Raw genomic sequence first — 18,675 nt, forward strand, 5'->3', positions numbered from 1 at the left:
CTCCGAAATATGAGTGAGTAGCTGAGTTTCAACATTGAGATTAGGCACTCAGATCTTTGTTCGTTAAGTAAAGACTAATAAGCTGTTGCAAGGCTTGTGTGTCTATGGGCTTGGCTAAATGGGCATTCATGCCGATACTTAAGTATGTATTGATATCAGATTCCATAACATTAGCTGTGAGTGCAATGATTGGTAGTTCTTTGCTATTGAAATGGTGTCTGATTTCTTTTGTTGCAGCAATTCCATCCATGACCGGCATTTGAATATCCATGAGTACCAAATCAAACTGTTGTGATAATACTGCATCTATGGCTTGTTGACCATCCGCTACCATTTCAGGTGTTAACCCCATTTGTTCCAATAAACGTTTGCTAACGAGCTGATTAATCGGGTTATCTTCAACTAGCAAAACTTTGTAGCAATTCAACTTTGCACGACTTACCTCAGGATTATCAGAAGCCTGATGCTCGGGTTTATCATTATGGCTCTGAGAGTTTGATTCGGTAATAAGTCTATTTAATCGGGATGGGTTCAGTTCACTGTGTAATAGCGGTAAGTGTAACTCAGAGAACCTTTTATCGAAAATATGTGTTCGGCTATCGGTTATTTGATATAAGCATGTTGTTACAGAGGGGGTTATTTCTATCGTTTCTTGGAGAAGTTTGGCTTGAATAAATGCAATGGCAGGATTGAGCCCGTTAAGCAGCTTTTTGAAGTGCGCAATGTCTTGCGCAAGATGCACATCATAACGCCAATACAAGAGTTGTTTTTGTAGGGACTTACCCGTTGGAGTATCGGGGTAAAGTAACACACAGCTTTTCTGTGAGTATGCTTCAGTGGGCATGGGATTTGGCAGTGTCACAGGTAAAGAAAATTGGAAAACAGTTCCGCTGCCATGCTTACTTTTTACTCTTATGTTGCCACCCATAAGAGTGGCGAGTTGTTTGGAAATAGCAAGGCCAAGGCCCGTGCCACCAAATTTTCGTGATGTTGACATTTGTGCTTGTGTAAAGCGTTTAAAAAGCGTACTTTTTTGTGCTTGAGTAATTCCGATCCCAGTATCAATCACTTTGAATAGAATATGCGCGTGCCGTTTTTTGGATATAGTGACTTTTACATCTAACTTCACAAAGCCAGTGTGGGTAAATTTAATGGCATTGTTTAATAAATTCAATAAAACCTGATTGATGCGTCCTTCATCACCATTAAAATGATCATAGCCATGATCATTGATTGTAAAAATCAAATCCAGCCCTTTATCTGTAGCTGACTTAAGTAATAGGTTTTTTAAGTGGTTGAGCACATTTGATAAGCGGAAATCACGAAGTTCAATATCAAGCTTATTTTCTTCTATTTTTGAATAATCTAAAATGTCATTGATGATCCGTAATAAGTTTTTAGTAGAGTAATCGAGCATACCTAAATGAGATTTAATTTTACTTACATCAGTTTCTTTTAAGCAGATTTCACTCAGCCCTAAAATACCGTTCATAGGTGTGCGAATTTCATGAGACATATTAGACAGGAATTGACTTTTTGCGATTGATGCTTGTTCTGCTTGGTGCGAACGATATCGTAGCAAGTTGTTTATTTTTCTAAAAATAACGCTGAGCAGTAAGATGAAAAGTAGTGCTACCACAAGAATAAAATAAATGATCTGTTTATTACGCTTCTCTAGGGTTTTGCTAATCCTAATTTTTTTTATTACGATAGCTTGAATGAGTGTTTGTTGTGTTAGCTTTAATATTGCATCATTAACCACATGCTGATTAGAAATTAAAAACAGTATATGTTTGTTGAGTTGTTGCCATTTCTGTTGATTAGGGTACGCACTGGCTAGTGTATTTGTGTGTTTGTTTAAATACAGTTCAACTGATTGTTGGTTAGTAATTGATGGTTTATTATAAAATGAAAGAATTTTACCAAATAAAATATTGGACGCATTGTTTTTGTTCGTATTTTGTTGAGCCTGCGCGATGATTTTTCGAGATGTTTTTAAGACACTTACAATTTGTAAGTACTGGGATATGGTATGACTTAAGCCGTACCAGTTATTGACAATTTCGGTGTCTATTATGGGAGATAACATGAGTTTATCGACGGTAAGCTGTCGAGTCGCTTGCTTGTCAAAATAGGTTACCGTGTCGTTATTAACGAGTAAAGTTTCTATAATTAGTTCATTAAGAGCGGGTTCGAGTTGGGCGTAAATATCACGCTCTGCATAGCTGTGCTTTTGTAAAGCAAGGTTATCAACTGTGGTAATAGAAACTGCTAAGATGAAAATCAGAATGATAATTTCGAGCGCATATTCACGGAGTATCATGGCCAACTCCTTCACTGCTAAAAGCGTGTAATAGTGAGACGATATCTTGTTGGGTTTGGGCTGATAATTCAGTTCCCAGTTGTATTTTAGCCATAATAGTGACCGCTTCATCTAATGTTGCAACCGAGCCATTATGAAAATAGGGAGCGGTTAAAGCGACGTTGCGTAAACTTGGGACTTTAAAAACATGCTTATCATTGGGGTTCTTGGTTACGTTGTAACGGCCTAAATCTTTTTTTAATACACCATGTATTTCGTCAATACGGCCTAGCTTTTGATACATGTTACCACCAATATTCCTGCCTTGATGACAACTTATGCACCCCAATTCCTGAAAAGCACTCCAACCTCTCTTTTGTTGTGCCGTTAATGCATTCAAGTTACCTAAAATGAAGCGGTCGAATGCGGAGTTGGGTGTAATCAAGCTTGATTGATAAATAGTAATGGCTTTACTTATGTTGTGCTGCGTAATGTCGTTTTCATTAAGATCTTTAAAGGCTTGTTTAATCTTTGGCTCATTATTGAGTTTGCCGATTATTTGTTGCCAGTTGCTGTTCATTTCAACCGGGCTATGAATAGGCCCTGCAACTTGTTCAAATAGATCTGTGCTTCTGCCATCCCAAAATTGTCGAAAATTAAATACCGCGTTGAGTACCGTAGGAGAATTACGTTCACCAAGCGCATTGTTAACTCCAGTTGAAAGTGCGAAACCGTCGTCACCACCATAATCAACAAGGTGGCATGATGCGCAAGAAACAGTGTTGTCGTCAGATAATAACTTACTATTAAACAGCGATTTGCCTAACTGTACCCAGGCTTGATCAAAGTTCGCTTTCGTCGGTATTGGTTGAATAGGCCCGTTAACGGTGATAAATTCAAAGTGAGGTTTATTAGAGGTTGACGTTAATGTTGCCTTAGAATCATTTGCTAACTTTAACCACGCATACCCCGCGATAATCAATACAGTGACAATAGCCATATAAGCCATATGCTGTGCATAATTATTTTTCACTTTTCAGCAAACCCTTTGCCCATGATCTTCTGCTACTAAGTGTAGTCACCTTTTTATTTTAAAGGGGAATTAAAAGTAAGATTTAGCTATTTGCAACGAAATAGTTTAGGACGTTCACTACCTGAGCGCATTGAGTTTGAGTGCTTACAAAATAGGCTTGATCCGAATCTGTTTTATATGGAAAAATCACGTATGTTTATTATTCAATCGTACTCATTTGTTGGTAAACTAACGGTAAAAAATGTTGTACGTCATCACTTAGGTGCCATTTGAATTATTTAGCTCATCTTTATTTTGCCCAAGAAAATGCGCATTCTTGTTTTGGCAACTTGCTTGGCGATTTTTGTAAAGGCGTAAATATTGAATGCATAGAAAAACCAGTCAAATTAGGGCTAGATAATCATCGGTTGGTTGATGCATTCACTGACAGCCATATTGCAGTGAAAGCGGCAAAGCAACGATTTACACCAAAGAGGCGACGTTTTTCAGGGGTTGTTTTAGATGTACTGTTTGATCACTTTTTGATAAAGCATTGGACATCATACAGTGATGTGTCGTTAAGTGAATTTAAACATTCTCGATATGCCTACTTGATTGAAGCAACGCCTAATATGCCAAATCATATGTCTCACGTTATAACACGCATGGTGGCAGAAGATTGGTTTTCACGATATGAGCAACTCACTTCCTTAAGTGGCGTGTTGGATAGCATTGCGCTGCGGATCCGATTTTCTAACCAGTTTGAAGGGAGCATTGAAGATATTATTGTGAATTATGAGTACTTTAATGACGTTTTCCTGCATTTTTTCCCAGATTTACTTCGCTATGTCACAGAAAAGAGCATCGAAAGACCAACGCAGTATTAGGGGGCTGTTGATCTTTGCTGTTCTATTTTTGTTCTCTTTGAGCATGCTTTTATCGAGGCGCTTAATATGTGGCCTAGTAATCTAAGCGAATATTAAGCAACAAAGAGAGAGGGGTGCTCAAAAGAACCAGTAGGCAGCGCTTGATTGGCTTTTCTACTATGTTATAGGCTGTCTCACATGTAATAACCATGCTACGCAGCCTCTGTCTTGTATAAAATCCAACTGCTGCAAAAAAGAACCTGAAAGATCAACAGCCTCTAACGTCGCAAGTTTTAAATATGCTTTATTTTTGCCAAGTTAATTGCCATTCCCACTGCGTGGTGTATTTGCTGAATTCGGCATTGACTCACGCATACGTTTTTCTCTTTCCATTTCAGCGAGTGTTTGATCTCTAATCAGTTTGGCTTGACGATATCCAGCGAGAAATTCTTTTCGTAATTCTAAAGGGCAAATTGAGTCTGATGTCAGACCGCTTTCACCGATTTTAAATCCATTATCAAAGGTACAGTACTCAATAAGACCATCGCTATAGCCATCAACGAAAATAGGTTGTGCAAGAGCTGCTTGTTGTGAGTTACATATTTTTTTAACTTGGTCAAAGATCCTGATACTTTCGCCTTTCATGGCTGAAGAATAACCTAATTTCTTCCAGTTTTGGGTGCCACATTGTTCTGCTGTGATAAAGGTTTCAGTGCTACTGCAGGCACTTAAGAATAAGGTTAATAAAATTATTGGGTATCGCATTTTTTCTTCCTTAGAGTTGGGTTTTGTTATTAGCTCTTACGAGGCTTTCAATGATTTCAATTTGGGCTTTGATCCCTGGTGTATCAGGATATTTTTGACTGACGTCTATGAGTAACAGATGAGCGGATTTAATGTCGTTGGTATTGATATATATTTGTGCTCTGCCGAGCATTGCAGCTAAGTTTGTGGATTCAAACGCTTGTGCTCTTAAATAAAGAGATTCAGCATCGACAAATTGTTTTATTGTCATTAAGAAATGAGCGTATTGAATGAGCGCTGAGGCATTGTTGTTATCAAAATCCAAAGCATCATTGAAATATTTTATGGCTTTATCAACCTGATTTTTTTGTGCATAAATAGCCGCTCGATATAATGATAATACACTTTTGTCGACATCAGAAGTGTTGGTTTTGATAAGGTATCGACTAAGAATACGTTCGCTTTCAGAAAAGAGCTTAGCTCGGTTTAACCAATATAAATATTCTTTGATCACATCAATCGGCACGTCATTTTCTTTGATGTTTTTATCAATTAACGTAATTGCTCTTTGAAAACTCTGAGTACGAAGGTGCAGTTGGACGGCTGTTTGTAAATTCTGTTGCGATACATCACCTAATAGCAGGCTATATTCAAGAGAAGTTAGTGCACTATCAAAGTCTTTAGTCTCTAGTTCTATTGCCGCCTTTGTCAGCCAAAATGATTGTTGTTTCGGGTGTTTTTTGATCAGCTCATTAAGCAATGCATGCGCACTCGGGAACATTTTTGATTCTAATAATGCGGTTAACAGACCTTGTTGCCAATCAGGGTTTTTCGGCTCTAATGTAAGCGCTTTTTGATAAGCGTAAATAGCAGAGAAAGCCCCGTCAAGCTGCAAATTTAAATACCCTAATTGACCGTGGATCAAAGCACTTGAAGAGCCTAAAGATAGGGCTGTTGAAAAATGTTTTTGTGCTTTATTAAGTTGTTGAGTAATGAGATACAATTGCCCTAAATCTTCATGCACACGAACAAATTGAGGTTTTCTCTTTAACACACTTAGATAAGTGGCTTCTGCTTTATCGTATGCTTTAATGGTAAAGTATACTTGCGCTTTGAGTGCCAACAAGGCGGGGCTAAGCTCAATATCATAATATGTATCTAGTTTGTTTGAGACAGCTTGAAAATCTTTGTTTGCCAGCAAGGCTTTTAATTCTTCAGCAAGCTCGTATTCCTCAGGTGCAAGCGTGGATTCGCGTTCTGAATATACCTCATTAAATGCAGGTATGACGAAGCGCACAGGATCTAATTCCACGGTGAGTTGGGTTTTAGTTGCGAACACAGGTTCATGAAATAGAGAGAAAGTAAGCGCAAGTATTATCGTTATTATGTGTTTCATATGATTATCCGTAATTAAAGTTAATACCATAGAAATATACGGCTTGAACGGGCCGACCTTCTTTCTTTGGGATCTCAAAACGCGCGTGCCTTACCCACTCTCTAATTGTATCGACCATTTCGGGGTAAACAGCATCGACGATTTTTTTTATATAGGGTTTACCGGTTTGATCGATGATTAACTCTACTTTTGTTTCAATTCTTTTATTACCGTACTTTCGGATGGATTTTGGCGGTTTAATATATTGTTGACGGACGACAATAGGAACCCGGTCTAAATGTTCAACTTGGAGCATCGGAATACTGGACGAAAATGTATCGATGATTTTAAACTCTTTTAAGTCGAGCTCAGGTCGCTTTAAATCACTGACCTTAGGCATAGCCATGGTTGGTGTGTCGCTATATTGCATAGCTACATTGCCTGTGAGTCCAACAACGTTTAAAGCTGCGGTGCTACTGCTTGATTGCTGTGTTTCTAGTATTGGCGGCGGTGGCGGTGGCGGCGGCAATGTTGCAACATCGATTTTAGTATGAATTACGGTCTCTTTTGGGGCCGTTGCAACGCCTTTGATCAGTAACATGATAATAAATAATGTCGCGACACAGAGCAAAGCGCAGGCTCCGATGAACATACGTATTAAAGGCAGTTTATAGCGTTTCATGCTGATTTATTCCCCTGCAACGGTAGCGAGGTTAATATTATTGATACCAGCTAGTTTTGCTTGATCTATCACGCTGACAAGCAATTCAGTGGTCACCGTTTTATCAGCTTGAATTATAAGCGGGCGAGGATCTTTATCGTTGATGTGCCCAAGCGTTGACCTTATTCCTGCAACCCCTATATTTGTGCCACTGTACATCACCTGTCCATCAGAGGTGATAGCAAGAAGCAATACGGTCTTTTGTAAGTTCTGGCTAGAAACTGCGGTTGGCTTGTCGACCTCTACACCTGTCTCTTTAACAAATACAGTTGTAACAATGAAGAATATCAGGAGTATAAATACCACGTCGAGTAAAGGTGCAAGATCGATATCTTGGCTTTCTTGTTCAGTTGTTCGAGCGTCTAATGAAGATTTCATTTTAGCACCATGATTGACTTTTTATATTGAGATGAGAGGTATTGTCGTAACACTACAGCGGGAACGGCTAGTATTAGCCCTAATTGAGTGGTTAATAGTGCGTCTGATATGCCTCCAGACATAATTTCATTTTGGCTAAGACCATGATTAGCAGAAATATAATTAAACGTAGTGAGTAGTCCATTGATTGTACCCAATAATCCAAGTAAGGGGAGTGCTGCGATGAGTGTTGATATCGGTTTACTCCAATAACTCACTCTGGCCAACCACAGCGTGCTAGGGTGACGTACTAATAGTAGTTCAATCAATAAACAGTATGACACCACAGCAACACCAAGCAGCGCTAAAATGATAGGGTTAGTGAGTATGTCAATATAATTACTGCTCATTTTTAAGCTCATTAGAGTTAAACTCAACTTTACTTAATTTGGTTGCAATTGCTTCCAAGCGTATGTCAAAACTTTTAGACTTCTTATTCAGTAACGCACTGGCTATGAGTGCAGGAATAGCAACGATGAGACCTATTTCAGTAGTGATAAGTGCTTGTGAGATGCCTCCAGATACAACCGAGGCATCACCTGAACCAAACACATTCATCATCATGAAAGTGTGTATCATACCAGATACAGTGCCAAGTAACCCTAGCAGTGGCGCAACAGCTGCACACGTCGTAATAATACCTAAGTACTTCTCATTGCGATATTTTTGATCTTTTAATTGCGCTATTAGTGAGTCATCGCGCTTTTGGGATATGGGCGTAGATTGTGCTATTTCAACGAGTGACTTTTGAATTGGTGCTAATGTGGTAATGTATGTTTGTAGCCTTGTTGAATCTTGTTGATGTATATAGGTTTCTATCTTATCAACCATTTCGTTTGCCAACTTGGGTAAACGTAAGAATTGTTGTGCTTTAAAAAGTGCAGTCATCAATGCGAAAAAAGCAAATAAAAGTATAGGATATGCCCAAATACCCCCTTTTTTAATATAGGCTGATATTGAAAGCTGCTGTTGATTTAATTTATCTGCATTACCTAGTGTGGGGTCAAAGTGGAGTTCTGTCTGACCTTGAGCGCGTAACTGAGATAAACTGCTAAATAAAGTACCGTTATCATTCAGTGTATTTGTCGAAATGCGCAATAGCGCATTATCGTCATTTATGAACCCTGCACTACTTTCATTTACAGCAACAGAAATAGGGCCAAGGGCCAAGGTTTCGAACTGTTGTAACTGGCTACTATTGTCAATGATTTGCTTTGTTTTCCATGAAGGAGATAGCTTTTTTTCTAGAAACGCTTTTACTTGTTCAAACTGTATTATGTTGTTGCTATCAGCAAGGGGGGACTGGGTTTGACTTGCAAAGCTTTGCACAAGTTGCTGCTGATAATTTTGTTGCGCTTGCCATGCTTGAACGCGTGACTTTAATGTTTCTAAGCTAAGTAGCTGTTCATCCTCTGCGCGTTGAATGTTCGCTGCTTTTTGACGTAGTGCTTTAATTTTACTTAATTTTTCTTTAATCTGTTTTGCTAATATATGATGCTCATTATTAATATCTTGTTGTACTTTATGAAGTTGTGATTGTGCAGTATCGATACGTTTCAAAATCTCATCTGACAGAGTGTCACTGGCAAAACAGTTGGCGCTGCTAAAAAGCATTAACATGACAAGGTGCTTTATCATTATAAACTCCCCTGATCGTTGTTAAGTAATGCCAGAGGCAATTGCACATATTTTGCTTGGGTTGGCGTACGAATAATCGTGGCAACTTGGGCTATTTGGTCCGCTGAAATGGGGGAGGTAAGTAATTCTTGGGCTTCATTATTGTGCCACCACCGCCAACCATTCTTATTACTTTGGCCATAACCATAAAATTGCTTATCAGCAGAAATGTACCAGCCGTGACTAAGGCCTAAGTAAATTTGATCTACTAATATTTGCTGTGTTCCCCCACTTGTGGGGATATTTAATAGCCCTGTGTGCAATGCGACTCGATTGTTGAAATCATCAGCTTGTTTGAGGAGCTTAGTTATACTCTCTAAACGATTTGAGTTGTCTTTGTTAGCTTCTAAAGTGGGTAATTCAGCAGCCCATAGAGTCTGTACGGGGGCTGGTAGTGTTGGCTTTGTGCGATTGAGGTGTGAAATAATAGCCTGAATATTTATTGTTGATTTAGCTTGATGTTGCTCTAACTTGGTTTGTTCCTCAACAAGTTCAATACGCCGTTCGCTCACTTTGGTACTATTGTTTTTTGAAAATTCAATAAGCTTTTCAAGCGCTTCTTGCTCTTTGTTAAGTAAAGAAAGTTGTTGTTCCAAAGTGACTTTTCGTATTTTCCAGTTGCTTTGAATACTGCCAATTTGTTGCTCTAGGTTCAACCATTGCTGTAATACTTCTTGAGTATCACTTTTTTCGTAAGCGAAACTGTATGATGACATCGCTGTCATTAAGAGTGCAATCCTAAACATGGTGTTCCTTATTATTATTCTAAGCGCGGTTCGACACATAATCGTTTTAATAATCAGTATTATTAAATGGTGCTTTATAAGAAGTCAATAACCATTTTTAGTACCATAGTATAATCAATAAGCGACTTTTATCAGAACAATCACTTTACTACTTACCTTTTAAATGAAAATGTGGTTAATATTAAATTGTTTGGTTTTTTTAGACTCTAAGCTTTTTTCCTTACATAGACGGCAAACATATCTTTCAATAATATCCAGAGATTACACGTGTGTAAAAGGGGTAATTAATTTCTTCAATATGGGTGGAGTACACTATTTATTACCGTCGATATGGATGGTTACCACTGGGTTACAGTGACCATCTGATTAGAGTTTTATGCCAATAACGTATAATGGAAAAGCGTAAATATGAAAATCACCTTGTTGATTATTTGTATAAATTAAAGTTGAGTTTCGACTCTAATTTAATGTTTTTCATTTGTTGATAGGCCGATAATAAAAAACAGTTAGCTCTGATTTTTAAACGTGGTGCACTTCAGACTTGAATCTGCGGTGAAAATATCTGTATCGAGGTATTTCTATTGTGAAATCTCATCTACAGGTTTTATGAAATCCAATTGGATATTCCACTTCTATAATAAGTGAGGTACAAAACCTCACTTATTTGTGTATTAGAAACGTACTATTGTGGAAACGGCTTCTTCTGTTGCTGTTTGAATCGAGAGTTTTATTTCTCTGTTTTGCCAATCAATGTCTAGCATTCCATAGTTACTACCGGATTTATTGATTAAGTGATGGTCACTGGTTGTCATTTGATTGACATTTTGACTCACTGTACCGACTCGGCCTGTTGGAATAGTGTCGCCTGTTGTTGCGCAGAATCCCCAGTGCTGATTGGTGCCGTTGCCATCGTTATCCAGTTGCGTATAACACCAGGGCTTTTCGCGACCTTCACTAGTACAGCCTCGATATGTTTTTCCTGCATGTTTCGCTGGAAACTGACATTGCTGCGTGTAATTATTATCGCCTTTAGCGTCGGCATAAATAGGAAGACGCAATGGATTTTCAATGTGATACGGCCAACTTTGTCCAAAACCTGATGCGGTGATTTCGTAAACTGTTGTCGCTTTACCATGTTCATGACTGGCTGGTATATTTTTTTGAAGTAATTCGCCCCAATGTTGGTCACCAGATAAAAAGATGACGGCCTTGGTTTTACCAGAATTTATTGATTTTTGCACCAAACGTAGTAGGCGCTCTCTTTGCGCAGGCATTTCAGCCCAAGATTCATAGCTTGTTCCTGACATATTGGTTTCACCGAGGGATGAAATCGCATTATCAAATGTTGTGCCTTCTGCATATGCACAGTATTTAGATTTGGGCCTGCCTTGATACAAGGGAGGAAGCACTTGAATGCCACTGGCAATTAACTTTATTTGCGATGGTTTTGCTAATTCATTTTCCAACCATTGCCACTGCGCCATGCCTAAAATAGTGCTACTTGAGCCTTCACATTCACCGTAACTACTAAATGTTGGTGAACGGAAGTATCGGGCATCTAATGTGATAACGTGTGTTTGTTCTCCTGGTTGTCCCAACATTTTCGCTTCATAAATACCGGCTTGTGTTGTATGGCGGGGATCGTCTGCTGGAACATCGAAATGACGTAAGTAAGCGGCTTGAGACTGCGCTCTTTTTGGGTAGTGCTTTCCTTCATTATTTAGGCCAAAATCATGGTCATCCCATGTGGCCATGGTTGGAATTTTCGCAGCTAAAAATTGTTGGTAATCTGAATTAAGTTTTTTATCATCATACTTCTGACGCATTTTACTCATATCAGTCGTATCCGCGTAAATATTATCTCCCAGCCATAAATACAGATCGGGTTTGTGGCCTATTAGGCGAGCAAGGGCGTCAGGCATATCGCCTTGTGTTTTGAAACACGAGCCCAAAGCAATACGATCTAACCGTTTACTTTGCTGTGGGTGGGTATGAGAGAGTAATTGTGCCGGTGGCGTGCGTTCACACTCTTCCCAGTTTTTTTCATCAGTGTAGCACCAAGGTGTTGTATGGTTACGAGATGAACATCCATAAAACTGCTCTCCCATATAAGACGATGGTGATCTGCATGATGTTCCTGATATAGTAGTAAACTTGGGAATGGTTTCGACGCGGACATTCCCCCAACTAGCGCCATCGATAGGCTTTTTCAAGTAGCACCATTGGCTGCCGGTGTTATTTTTGTTTGTTGTGCCTTGATAGTCAGCGCCGAGATAATTAAAACTTGGTTTACACTCGTTGTAATGAACTTCAGGTTCAGCGTGCACTGTTGTTGATAGCAGGCCAATAAACCAATAATTGATTATTTTCATATTAGAGTCTCAAACTTAAAGCGCATCATCATAAAGAGAATAGATGAAAGTTTTTTTTCAAATTTTTTTCAATATGAATATTTTGAGGAATTTAGAATTACCATCAAATTAGCTAAAGAGAAGTATTGATTGCTATATCTGTTCTATGTTGTTTTAAGGTGATTTACTGCTGTGCTTGAGGTGTATAAATCAGCCCAAATATTAGCCTATATAATGATAGGGCGCTGAGTGTTTCATCACATGCTTTTTGTATTTATATATGCGGAAATTTTCAATGGAGTTGTAAGTGTATGAGTATTATATTGAAGTCTGAGATGCAAGCTTTGACTTTCGTTGAAAAATATAACTGGTGATGAGCAGTGTAATTAATCACAGCGGGTTTTATATTTGAATTAAGGCTTGATGGTGATACCCATCAATAAGGGGAAGGTGTCACTAGGGACCTGTATATAGCCCATTGTGTTCTCCAATCTTAGTGATAGTTTTGTTACATTAATGTCCTTGTAGGAGGTTGTGAGCGGTGCTTTCGAGAATTGCTTCAATGGTGCATGGTTGAAAATTTCATATAGGGTAGTAATTTTACCTAGATTGCACATATACCTTGTAACAAAGCAATATTTTTAAGGGAGGTTTTTAGGGGCTTTTGATCTTTGTTGTTCTATTTTTGTTCTCTTTGAGCGCGCTTTTATCGCGGCACTTAATATCTGGCCTAGTAATCTAAGCGAATATTAAGCAACAAAGAGAAAGGGGTGCTCAAAAGAACCTGTAGGTAGCGCTTGATTGGCTTTTCTACTATGTTATCGGCTGATTCACATGGAATAACCATGCTACGCAGCCTCTGCCTTATATAAAATCCAATCAAACTGCTGCAAAAATGAACCTGAAAGATCAACTGCCCCTAGTTAATTTATCTTTATTTTCGGTAACGTGTGACGCTGGCGAGCGTCACTAAATCGAAGTTATTAATTCTGACTATTTCTATTCCAATTAAAAGTATAATTTAATGCGTGACACCTGTTATTTATAATGCAGTTGCTGCACCTTTTTCTGTTTTAGTAGGCTCATGTTATAGAGCTTTAAATGCCAGTTTGGATAAGTTAGGTTATTGAAACTTAGCAAGGGGGGATGTCAGAAGAGCGATATGAAGACGGTGTTTTTGACCTATGTATGGACTAAAGTCATAAGCTTAGGAAATGATAAAGTGTACATTTTGACTTTATATTATTGATTTTTATACAAAGATAATTGTTGATGATAAAGTGCTTATTTATGCGGTCGTTTAACTTTAAATAATGGGTTTAGAGTTAATTTAATAATTATTTTTCATTAATTAATTCATGATTGTTAGTTGTTTTGTTTAGTATCATTTCCTGAGAAAGTATGTAATAAATAATTCCCCGAAGCAGTGATATAAGCTGTCAAATGGGAAGTATTTAAAATTTAAAAAAGGATATTTATATGAATAAATTATTATCTGCACTTGTAATTGCATCAGGTTTTTTGTCAGGCGTTTCGGTTGCGGCAGACATTGAGCAGGGCGTAATGAAAGACGAGAACAATTACTATGGACTTGAGAAGGCACAATCAAATATCGCGTTGAATGCACCATTTTCAAAGCAATATGAAGATATGTCAGCTGAGTCTGAGATTACACCGTTTGGACCTGCAAGAGGTATTTCTTATTTTGAGATAGGTTTGGTACGTTCAGCAAATGGTGGCGATCAAACTATTACCAAAAGTGCCTTTTCGACAGGAACAGATCATGGTGGAAGTTATTTATATGTATACGCATGGCAGGTAGGTTACGGTAACCCTAACAACGCAACGATGAATGGCCAATCAAAATCTGCAGCATTGAGTGAAGCACGATGTGGTAGCGATTTACACCGTTGTAGAGCGGGAGAGACAGTGACTGGTTGGCTATATGGCTGGGATTTTTCAGGTCAACAAAATGGACAGGTTAAAGTATCGTCAAATTCAGTCGCGTCACCTTTTGGTAACTGGAGTGATTCGCTTTACATTAATTAATGATGTAGAAGCTAAAGCATAATGTGATGTGCGCATTATGCTTGTTAGTTTATTGATTTTTGCTCTGTACTAAGCGTTCTAGTACTGCTATTGAGTCTAAATATATTTGCTTTGACTGCTCGGTATGACCGCCCATTGCCGTAGATATTTTAAATGTTTCTCGCATATCATTAAGTAAGTCATGCTTTTGGTTAGGGTCTTCGTTCATAGATGTTGGCGCGCCTATTGCTATCATTTGACCTGTGCCAATAAAGCCCCCGTCATATAGGTCTTTGGAGAGTGAGCGCATATCTTTAGCTGTAATACTGTGCACATCATACTTATTGGCAATTTCTTGCCACTTTCCTTGTGCTTGTCTACCAGCATCACTAATTGAAACTTGATCCGATTTACCAGCCGATGTCGTTGTTTGACTACTACTTGCTGCAATTGGCTTCTGAGATTGTGTTGTATATGAGTGGTTTACATAACTAGTTTGATTGACAATCATTGGTAACTCCTTCCGTGCTAGTGTTTTCAAGACATTATCAAGTGATAATATAAGCAATTTGGGTGCCATTATTACATAATTTTAACAAGTGGGTATATAATTGAAGCATTGAGTGCTGTTTGATGAGTATGCCAGACAAGATATCTTGATATCGCAACTTTGGAAGGGAGTTATTATTAAGCTTTGAGTCTGTTGGGGGTTGTTGATGAGGAGGGAAAAAGTACCGACAGCTTTGCTATCGATACTTGTCCATGTAAACACTTAAATTAGTCGAACACTATCTGCGTAGTTCGATCTAATTTAACTAGACTGGATCTGAGTCGTCAACAAGTTCATTGATACATGTTTTTACTGCCATTCGCGTGGCTTTTTTTCCTTCAAAATAGACTGTAAACTCATCTAAAGTGACATCGTTACTAGTGTCAGAGTCCATTGCAGTGAAAGTATCGGTTCTATGTGTTGTCATTGCTGATGTAATTTCTGATAAGCTTAGACCACCGTTTACATCAGTATCTAATGCTGAAAACTTGTCTTCAGGTGATGCGAATTTATCGACATCCGGTACCGTTATATTGTTGTCTCCACTGGCATCTTTAGCGTCCTGAACACATTGTACAATCGCAGCAGCATAAGTTGATAAATCTGTTTGGTTGCGTTTTTTAGCTAAAAATTCGCTTAACTCAATTTCAGAGCTCGTATCGGTATCTGCTTTATCAAGTTTTTTCTGTGCGCGACTATCAATGTTTGCAAGTAGCTCATCCAAAGTAATGGTGGTACTTTCGTCTACATCGATGCGTGCAAACATAATTTCAGGGGTTTTCTTTTTACTTTTACCACCTTTACGTGCGTCTACAGGGTTACTGAGCGTAAGCGCGGTTAATGCAGTGCCGATTAATGCGATATTGATGATTGAAAGTTTCATAGTCATTCTCTTTTTAGTAGATTCAAAGGTTACAACGGTTAAGCCAGTGAATGGTTGACAAAGTTACCGTAAAAAAACTGTTTATTTTTAACTGTATGAAATAAAAGCAATTTTATTTTTCGGAACGCATCTACCAATTGTCTCGTGTTGGTTAAATCTAAAATGAAGGGTAAATGTGCAAAAAATGTGACTCAGTTTGTCAACCATCATATTTCTGATACGTTTAATAGAATGAGGACCAGTAATGTGTAGGTGGCAATATTCATAAAGCAACAGAGTTAGCGGTGGCTAAAGGAAATAATAGTGATTGCAAATATGGGTGAAACACCCGGCCAGATGTCGTTAAATAGCTTTCTAATGGTGGTTGAGAAAAAAGCGTATAACATGGCGCTTATCTCTTTGGCAAATCATGCTGAAGCGCTAGATATTGTGCAAGATGCGATGTTAAAGTTTGCTACTAATTATCACTGTAAACCACAAGAGCAGTGGAAACCGCTGTTTTACCGCATAGTACAAAATTTAATTATGGATTGGCATAGGAAGCAAAAGGTGCGTCGAATTATGACTTTTTGGCGTGAAGAAGACGGGACGCCGGAACCTTGGCTGGCTTCACTTGCCGATTGCCCTGAGCAAAGTGCGCAACAGAAACAACAGAGTGAATATGTGCTGGCAATGTTAAATGAGTTACCAGTGAAGCAGCAGCAGTGCTTTTTATTGCGCGCTTGGGAAGGGTTATCGGTAAAAGAGACGGCTCAGATAATGAAGTGTTCGCAAGGAACAATTAAGACCCACTTCTCTAGAGCGAGTGCAAAACTGAAAGTAGGCATTGAGGTAGGAAATGAGTGATAGACCATTAGCACAGCATGAACAACAGATATGCAATGTGTTGGATCAGAAACTAAATGATACTGACGGCTTGACAGCATCTCAGCTTGCAAATATGCGACTAAAAGCCATCGAAGCAAGCACTAATGTAAAGCACCAGCCAATGAAGGTTCAATTAAAGTATGCTTCGGCATTTGCGATTGTACTGATGATTGGAGGGGGATTTTTATCTAATTTGTTAGTAGAGTCGCCGATGGGAGTCACAAGTATCCCAACAGCAATGTTACACGCAAATGATATGCTGCCATCGGAGGATATTGCCATGTTAGAAGATATCGAATTTGTGCAATGGTTAGCAAATAGTGACTATGAGCTATAAAATAGCATGGGTGGTGATGTTAAGCGCTTCCAGCTTATTGAGTGCGAATGAAACTAATGAGCACAAGGTAACTGCATTGAAAAAGCAAGATACTGGCGCCGTATCTAAAGGCGCTATTTCGGTAGAATTTTTACTATATTTATCTGATTTAACACTAGTTAATGGTGATATCGTTGGGCCTTTAGATATGACAAAAGTGCAGGAAGCCGATACGCTTGAAAATACAGAGAAACGCGTTGAAGTAGAGAATAAACAGCCATTGAAAGTAAAGGAGGAGGTAAAATGAGAATCATTTTTTTGGTCTTTTTAGCTGTTTGTTTTACCTGTATGAATGTGGATGCACAGCAAAGCTGGGAGACTTTGAGTAAAGCGCACAAGCAAGTGTTGGTTAATGTTAAGGAGCAATGGGCTGAGCTGGATACTGGCAAACAGCAGCAGCTTATGAGAGGTGCTGACCGTTGGTTAAGCATGAATGAACAGCAACGCACAAGTAGTACTAAACAATTTGAACAGTGGCGAAGCTTGCCTAAAGAGCAACAACAAAAACTGCAGATTCAATATGATAAATTCAAAAAGTTGCCAGCCACGCAACAAAAAAAGCTGCGCGATGTGCATAAAAAGTTTAATCAGTTGCCAAAAGCACAGCAGCGTGCACTTCGAGATAAGTTTCGACAAACGAAGCAGAGAAAGCAAAGAGCAGTACAGCGAAAACGTATAAGAAAAGGCGGGGGCTGAGATACCAACAGGCAATGACACTAAAACTGATAGCCAAGGCCCATAGACAAATCATTGCCAGAGGAGTCACTTGAAAAATCTTGGCTGAATGACACATCTATTGTCCAAAATTCACCCAGCAGCAACATAGTGTAAAAACGTGCTTGTCCGTAGCTATCAGTACTCAGGTGATCAGTAATGCCAATGTTTGTTCTTGAATTAGTTCGACGTGTATTGCCCTGACGTATAGGGTTGGTGTTTAGCGCGGTTATACTGTTGTCTTTTACTAGTTGGTGCCAACTGACCTGAACACCATAAATAAGTGCGTTATGTTGACCCAATGTAGCATAGCGAGAAGCATCAAGCGCGATAGAGGCGAACGTTGTGTCAATTTCTTGAACGGTACGTGCGCTTCGAGTTTTGGGAAGAGTTATAGATTCATCACTTTCCCATTTATTGCTTTGTATTGTTGTGGATACATTGTAATAAAAAGATCCCATTTCTGTACCCCAGCCAAGGGTACCTGTGTAACTATAAGCGCGGTTTTTTTGTTCCAAAGCGTTGAACTTGCGCGCCGTATTCTGTATCTGAATATTATCTTGCCAGTGATCGTAAAAAACAGACCCATACCAGGCATCATCGAAATAGTAAGTAAGGGCAATGCCATATGTATCAACCTCAATATCTGCCTGGAGAGATTCAGTGATTTGGGTATCTTGTGTCCATAAACCGTAATTGAACGAGATGGTATGTTTTGCTGTGACGTCAAATGAGGCAAGTGCATTCACCCCAATAGGGTCAAAATCAACATGTTGTTGGCGAAATGGTATCGTGTGTTTTACTTGTGAAGCGCTAAGATAAATATCACTTGCAAGTACTTGTTGTATATTAAATAAAAAAATGGTGACCGTGAGATAAATCCATACTTTAATTATTGGCATTTGCGTTCTGTATTTTCTTATTGAGTAATGAATATTAGCGGAGTTTGAAAAAATGCTGAAGTTTTTGTTATATATATCGCTTAATGTTCGCATGTTTGGCGTGTTAAATGCTAGTGTGTTGGCTATTAGTACAAGGAATGACGT

At 38.7% G+C, this 18,675-nt stretch carries 19 protein-coding genes; 6 read left to right on the plus strand and 13 right to left on the minus strand.

Features of this window, described 5'->3' with window-relative positions; all coding sequences use genetic code 11:
- Positions 1-40 precede the first annotated feature (40 nt).
- Together PAUR_RS21020 and PAUR_RS21025 are read right to left on the minus strand one after the other, a co-directional pair.
- Positions 41-2,323: an ATP-binding protein gene (locus PAUR_RS21020; protein ID WP_192509676.1), complete on the minus strand. Its 2,283-nt coding sequence runs from the start codon at positions 2,321-2,323 to the stop codon at positions 41-43.
- Entirely contained in the window at positions 2,310-3,335 is a 1,026-nt protein-coding gene (locus tag PAUR_RS21025; protein ID WP_192509677.1) for a cytochrome-c peroxidase, read from the minus strand. Before PAUR_RS21025 ends, PAUR_RS21020 begins: the two co-directional genes overlap by 14 nt.
- Positions 3,336-3,604: 269 nt before the next feature.
- On the opposite strand from PAUR_RS21025, the gene PAUR_RS21030 reads away from it, so the two are divergent.
- Positions 3,605-4,201, plus strand: coding sequence for an acyl carrier protein phosphodiesterase (locus PAUR_RS21030; protein ID WP_192509678.1), 597 nt, complete (start codon positions 3,605-3,607; stop codon positions 4,199-4,201).
- Positions 4,202-4,498: 297 nt separating this feature from the next.
- On the opposite strand, the gene PAUR_RS21035 is transcribed toward PAUR_RS21030, so the two are convergent.
- The 8 genes from PAUR_RS21035 to PAUR_RS21070 all read right to left on the minus strand — a co-directional run bounded on the left by PAUR_RS21035 (position 4,499) and on the right by PAUR_RS21070 (position 12,232).
- Positions 4,499-4,945 (minus strand): DUF2799 domain-containing protein, encoded by a 447-nt coding sequence (locus tag PAUR_RS21035; protein ID WP_192509679.1) that lies wholly within the window; start codon positions 4,943-4,945, stop codon positions 4,499-4,501.
- Positions 4,946-4,955: 10 nt separating this feature from the next.
- Positions 4,956-6,320 carry a tetratricopeptide repeat protein gene (locus PAUR_RS21040; protein ID WP_192509680.1) on the minus strand — a complete coding sequence of 455 codons (1,365 nt, stop codon included), beginning with the start codon at positions 6,318-6,320 and terminating at the stop codon, positions 4,956-4,958.
- 4 nt (positions 6,321-6,324) lie between these two features.
- Entirely contained in the window at positions 6,325-6,981 is a 657-nt protein-coding gene (locus PAUR_RS21045) for a hypothetical protein (RefSeq protein WP_192509681.1), read from the minus strand.
- Between the two features lie 6 nt (positions 6,982-6,987).
- Positions 6,988-7,398, minus strand: a complete 411-nt coding sequence (locus PAUR_RS21050; protein ID WP_192509682.1) for an ExbD/TolR family protein — start codon at positions 7,396-7,398, stop codon at positions 6,988-6,990.
- Complete coding sequence (locus PAUR_RS21055; protein WP_192509683.1) at positions 7,395-7,787, minus strand: MotA/TolQ/ExbB proton channel family protein; 393 nt, start codon at positions 7,785-7,787, stop codon at positions 7,395-7,397. The genes PAUR_RS21050 and PAUR_RS21055 overlap by 4 nt, the downstream gene beginning before the upstream one ends.
- A complete protein-coding gene (locus PAUR_RS21060) occupies positions 7,777-9,075 on the minus strand; it encodes a MotA/TolQ/ExbB proton channel family protein (protein ID WP_192509684.1) in 1,299 nt (432 codons plus the stop codon). Before PAUR_RS21060 ends, PAUR_RS21055 begins: the two co-directional genes overlap by 11 nt.
- On the minus strand, positions 9,075-9,860 hold the full coding sequence (locus PAUR_RS21065) for a DUF3450 family protein (RefSeq protein WP_192509685.1): 786 nt from the start codon (positions 9,858-9,860) through the stop codon (positions 9,075-9,077). Before PAUR_RS21065 ends, PAUR_RS21060 begins: the two co-directional genes overlap by 1 nt.
- Before the next feature lie 671 nt (positions 9,861-10,531).
- Complete coding sequence (locus tag PAUR_RS21070; protein WP_192509686.1) at positions 10,532-12,232, minus strand: alkaline phosphatase D family protein; 1,701 nt, start codon at positions 12,230-12,232, stop codon at positions 10,532-10,534.
- A 1,458-nt stretch (positions 12,233-13,690) separates the two neighbouring features.
- Between PAUR_RS21070 and PAUR_RS21075 the strand changes: the two genes are divergently transcribed.
- Positions 13,691-14,260, plus strand: a complete 570-nt coding sequence (locus PAUR_RS21075; protein WP_225738536.1) for a DUF4879 domain-containing protein — start codon at positions 13,691-13,693, stop codon at positions 14,258-14,260.
- Between the two features lie 49 nt (positions 14,261-14,309).
- Here PAUR_RS21075 and PAUR_RS21080 read toward each other — a convergent pair whose 3' ends face one another.
- Positions 14,310-14,750, minus strand: coding sequence for a hypothetical protein (locus PAUR_RS21080; RefSeq protein ID WP_192509687.1), 441 nt, complete (start codon positions 14,748-14,750; stop codon positions 14,310-14,312).
- Between the two features lie 304 nt (positions 14,751-15,054).
- Complete coding sequence (locus tag PAUR_RS21085) at positions 15,055-15,672, minus strand: EF-hand domain-containing protein (RefSeq protein ID WP_192509688.1); 618 nt, start codon at positions 15,670-15,672, stop codon at positions 15,055-15,057.
- 303 nt (positions 15,673-15,975) lie between these two features.
- Here PAUR_RS21085 and PAUR_RS21090 point away from each other — a divergent pair, with 303 nt between their 5' ends.
- From PAUR_RS21090 to PAUR_RS21105, 4 genes are read left to right on the plus strand one after another with little or no spacing between them, the layout of a single operon-like run.
- Positions 15,976-16,518 carry an RNA polymerase sigma factor gene (locus tag PAUR_RS21090; RefSeq protein WP_318782643.1) on the plus strand — a complete coding sequence of 181 codons (543 nt, stop codon included), beginning with the start codon at positions 15,976-15,978 and terminating at the stop codon, positions 16,516-16,518.
- Positions 16,511-16,876 carry a hypothetical protein gene (locus PAUR_RS21095; protein WP_192509689.1) on the plus strand — a complete coding sequence of 122 codons (366 nt, stop codon included), beginning with the start codon at positions 16,511-16,513 and terminating at the stop codon, positions 16,874-16,876. Before PAUR_RS21090 ends, PAUR_RS21095 begins: the two co-directional genes overlap by 8 nt.
- Positions 16,866-17,162, plus strand: a complete 297-nt coding sequence (locus PAUR_RS21100) for a hypothetical protein (protein ID WP_192509690.1) — start codon at positions 16,866-16,868, stop codon at positions 17,160-17,162. Before PAUR_RS21095 ends, PAUR_RS21100 begins: the two co-directional genes overlap by 11 nt.
- Positions 17,159-17,611, plus strand: coding sequence for a DUF3106 domain-containing protein (locus PAUR_RS21105; RefSeq protein ID WP_192509691.1), 453 nt, complete (start codon positions 17,159-17,161; stop codon positions 17,609-17,611). The genes PAUR_RS21100 and PAUR_RS21105 overlap by 4 nt, the downstream gene beginning before the upstream one ends.
- Before the next feature lie 20 nt (positions 17,612-17,631).
- On the opposite strand, the gene PAUR_RS21110 is transcribed toward PAUR_RS21105, so the two are convergent.
- A complete protein-coding gene (locus PAUR_RS21110; RefSeq protein WP_192509692.1) occupies positions 17,632-18,531 on the minus strand; it encodes a hypothetical protein in 900 nt (299 codons plus the stop codon).
- Between the last annotated feature and the right edge of the window lie 144 nt (positions 18,532-18,675).

The sequence above is a fragment of the Pseudoalteromonas aurantia 208 genome, assembly GCF_014858725.1.
Taxonomy (GTDB): Bacteria; Pseudomonadota; Gammaproteobacteria; order Enterobacterales; family Alteromonadaceae; genus Pseudoalteromonas; species Pseudoalteromonas aurantia.

What these genes read in the sequence shown, in the direction of transcription:
- PAUR_RS21020 (WP_192509676.1), bottom strand. Translation starts at nt 2,323, where the DNA reads ATGATACTCCGTGAATATGCGCTCGAAATTATCATTCTGATTTTCATC.
- PAUR_RS21035 (WP_192509679.1), bottom strand. Translation starts at nt 4,945, where the DNA reads ATGCGATACCCAATAATTTTATTAACCTTATTCTTAAGTGCCTGCAGT.
- PAUR_RS21040 (WP_192509680.1), bottom strand. Translation starts at nt 6,320, where the DNA reads ATGAAACACATAATAACGATAATACTTGCGCTTACTTTCTCTCTATTT.
- PAUR_RS21045 (WP_192509681.1), bottom strand. Translation starts at nt 6,981, where the DNA reads ATGAAACGCTATAAACTGCCTTTAATACGTATGTTCATCGGAGCCTGC.
- PAUR_RS21050 (WP_192509682.1), bottom strand. Translation starts at nt 7,398, where the DNA reads ATGAAATCTTCATTAGACGCTCGAACAACTGAACAAGAAAGCCAAGAT.
- PAUR_RS21055 (WP_192509683.1), bottom strand. Translation starts at nt 7,787, where the DNA reads ATGAGCAGTAATTATATTGACATACTCACTAACCCTATCATTTTAGCG.
- PAUR_RS21060 (WP_192509684.1), bottom strand. Translation starts at nt 9,075, where the DNA reads ATGATAAAGCACCTTGTCATGTTAATGCTTTTTAGCAGCGCCAACTGT.
- PAUR_RS21065 (WP_192509685.1), bottom strand. Translation starts at nt 9,860, where the DNA reads ATGTTTAGGATTGCACTCTTAATGACAGCGATGTCATCATACAGTTTC.
- PAUR_RS21070 (WP_192509686.1), bottom strand. Translation starts at nt 12,232, where the DNA reads ATGAAAATAATCAATTATTGGTTTATTGGCCTGCTATCAACAACAGTG.
- PAUR_RS21075 (WP_225738536.1), top strand. Translation starts at nt 13,691, where the DNA reads ATGAATAAATTATTATCTGCACTTGTAATTGCATCAGGTTTTTTGTCA.
- PAUR_RS21080 (WP_192509687.1), bottom strand. Translation starts at nt 14,750, where the DNA reads ATGATTGTCAATCAAACTAGTTATGTAAACCACTCATATACAACACAA.
- PAUR_RS21085 (WP_192509688.1), bottom strand. Translation starts at nt 15,672, where the DNA reads ATGAAACTTTCAATCATCAATATCGCATTAATCGGCACTGCATTAACC.
- PAUR_RS21095 (WP_192509689.1), top strand. Translation starts at nt 16,511, where the DNA reads ATGAGTGATAGACCATTAGCACAGCATGAACAACAGATATGCAATGTG.
- PAUR_RS21100 (WP_192509690.1), top strand. Translation starts at nt 16,866, where the DNA reads ATGAGCTATAAAATAGCATGGGTGGTGATGTTAAGCGCTTCCAGCTTA.
- PAUR_RS21105 (WP_192509691.1), top strand. Translation starts at nt 17,159, where the DNA reads ATGAGAATCATTTTTTTGGTCTTTTTAGCTGTTTGTTTTACCTGTATG.
- PAUR_RS21110 (WP_192509692.1), bottom strand. Translation starts at nt 18,531, where the DNA reads ATGCCAATAATTAAAGTATGGATTTATCTCACGGTCACCATTTTTTTA.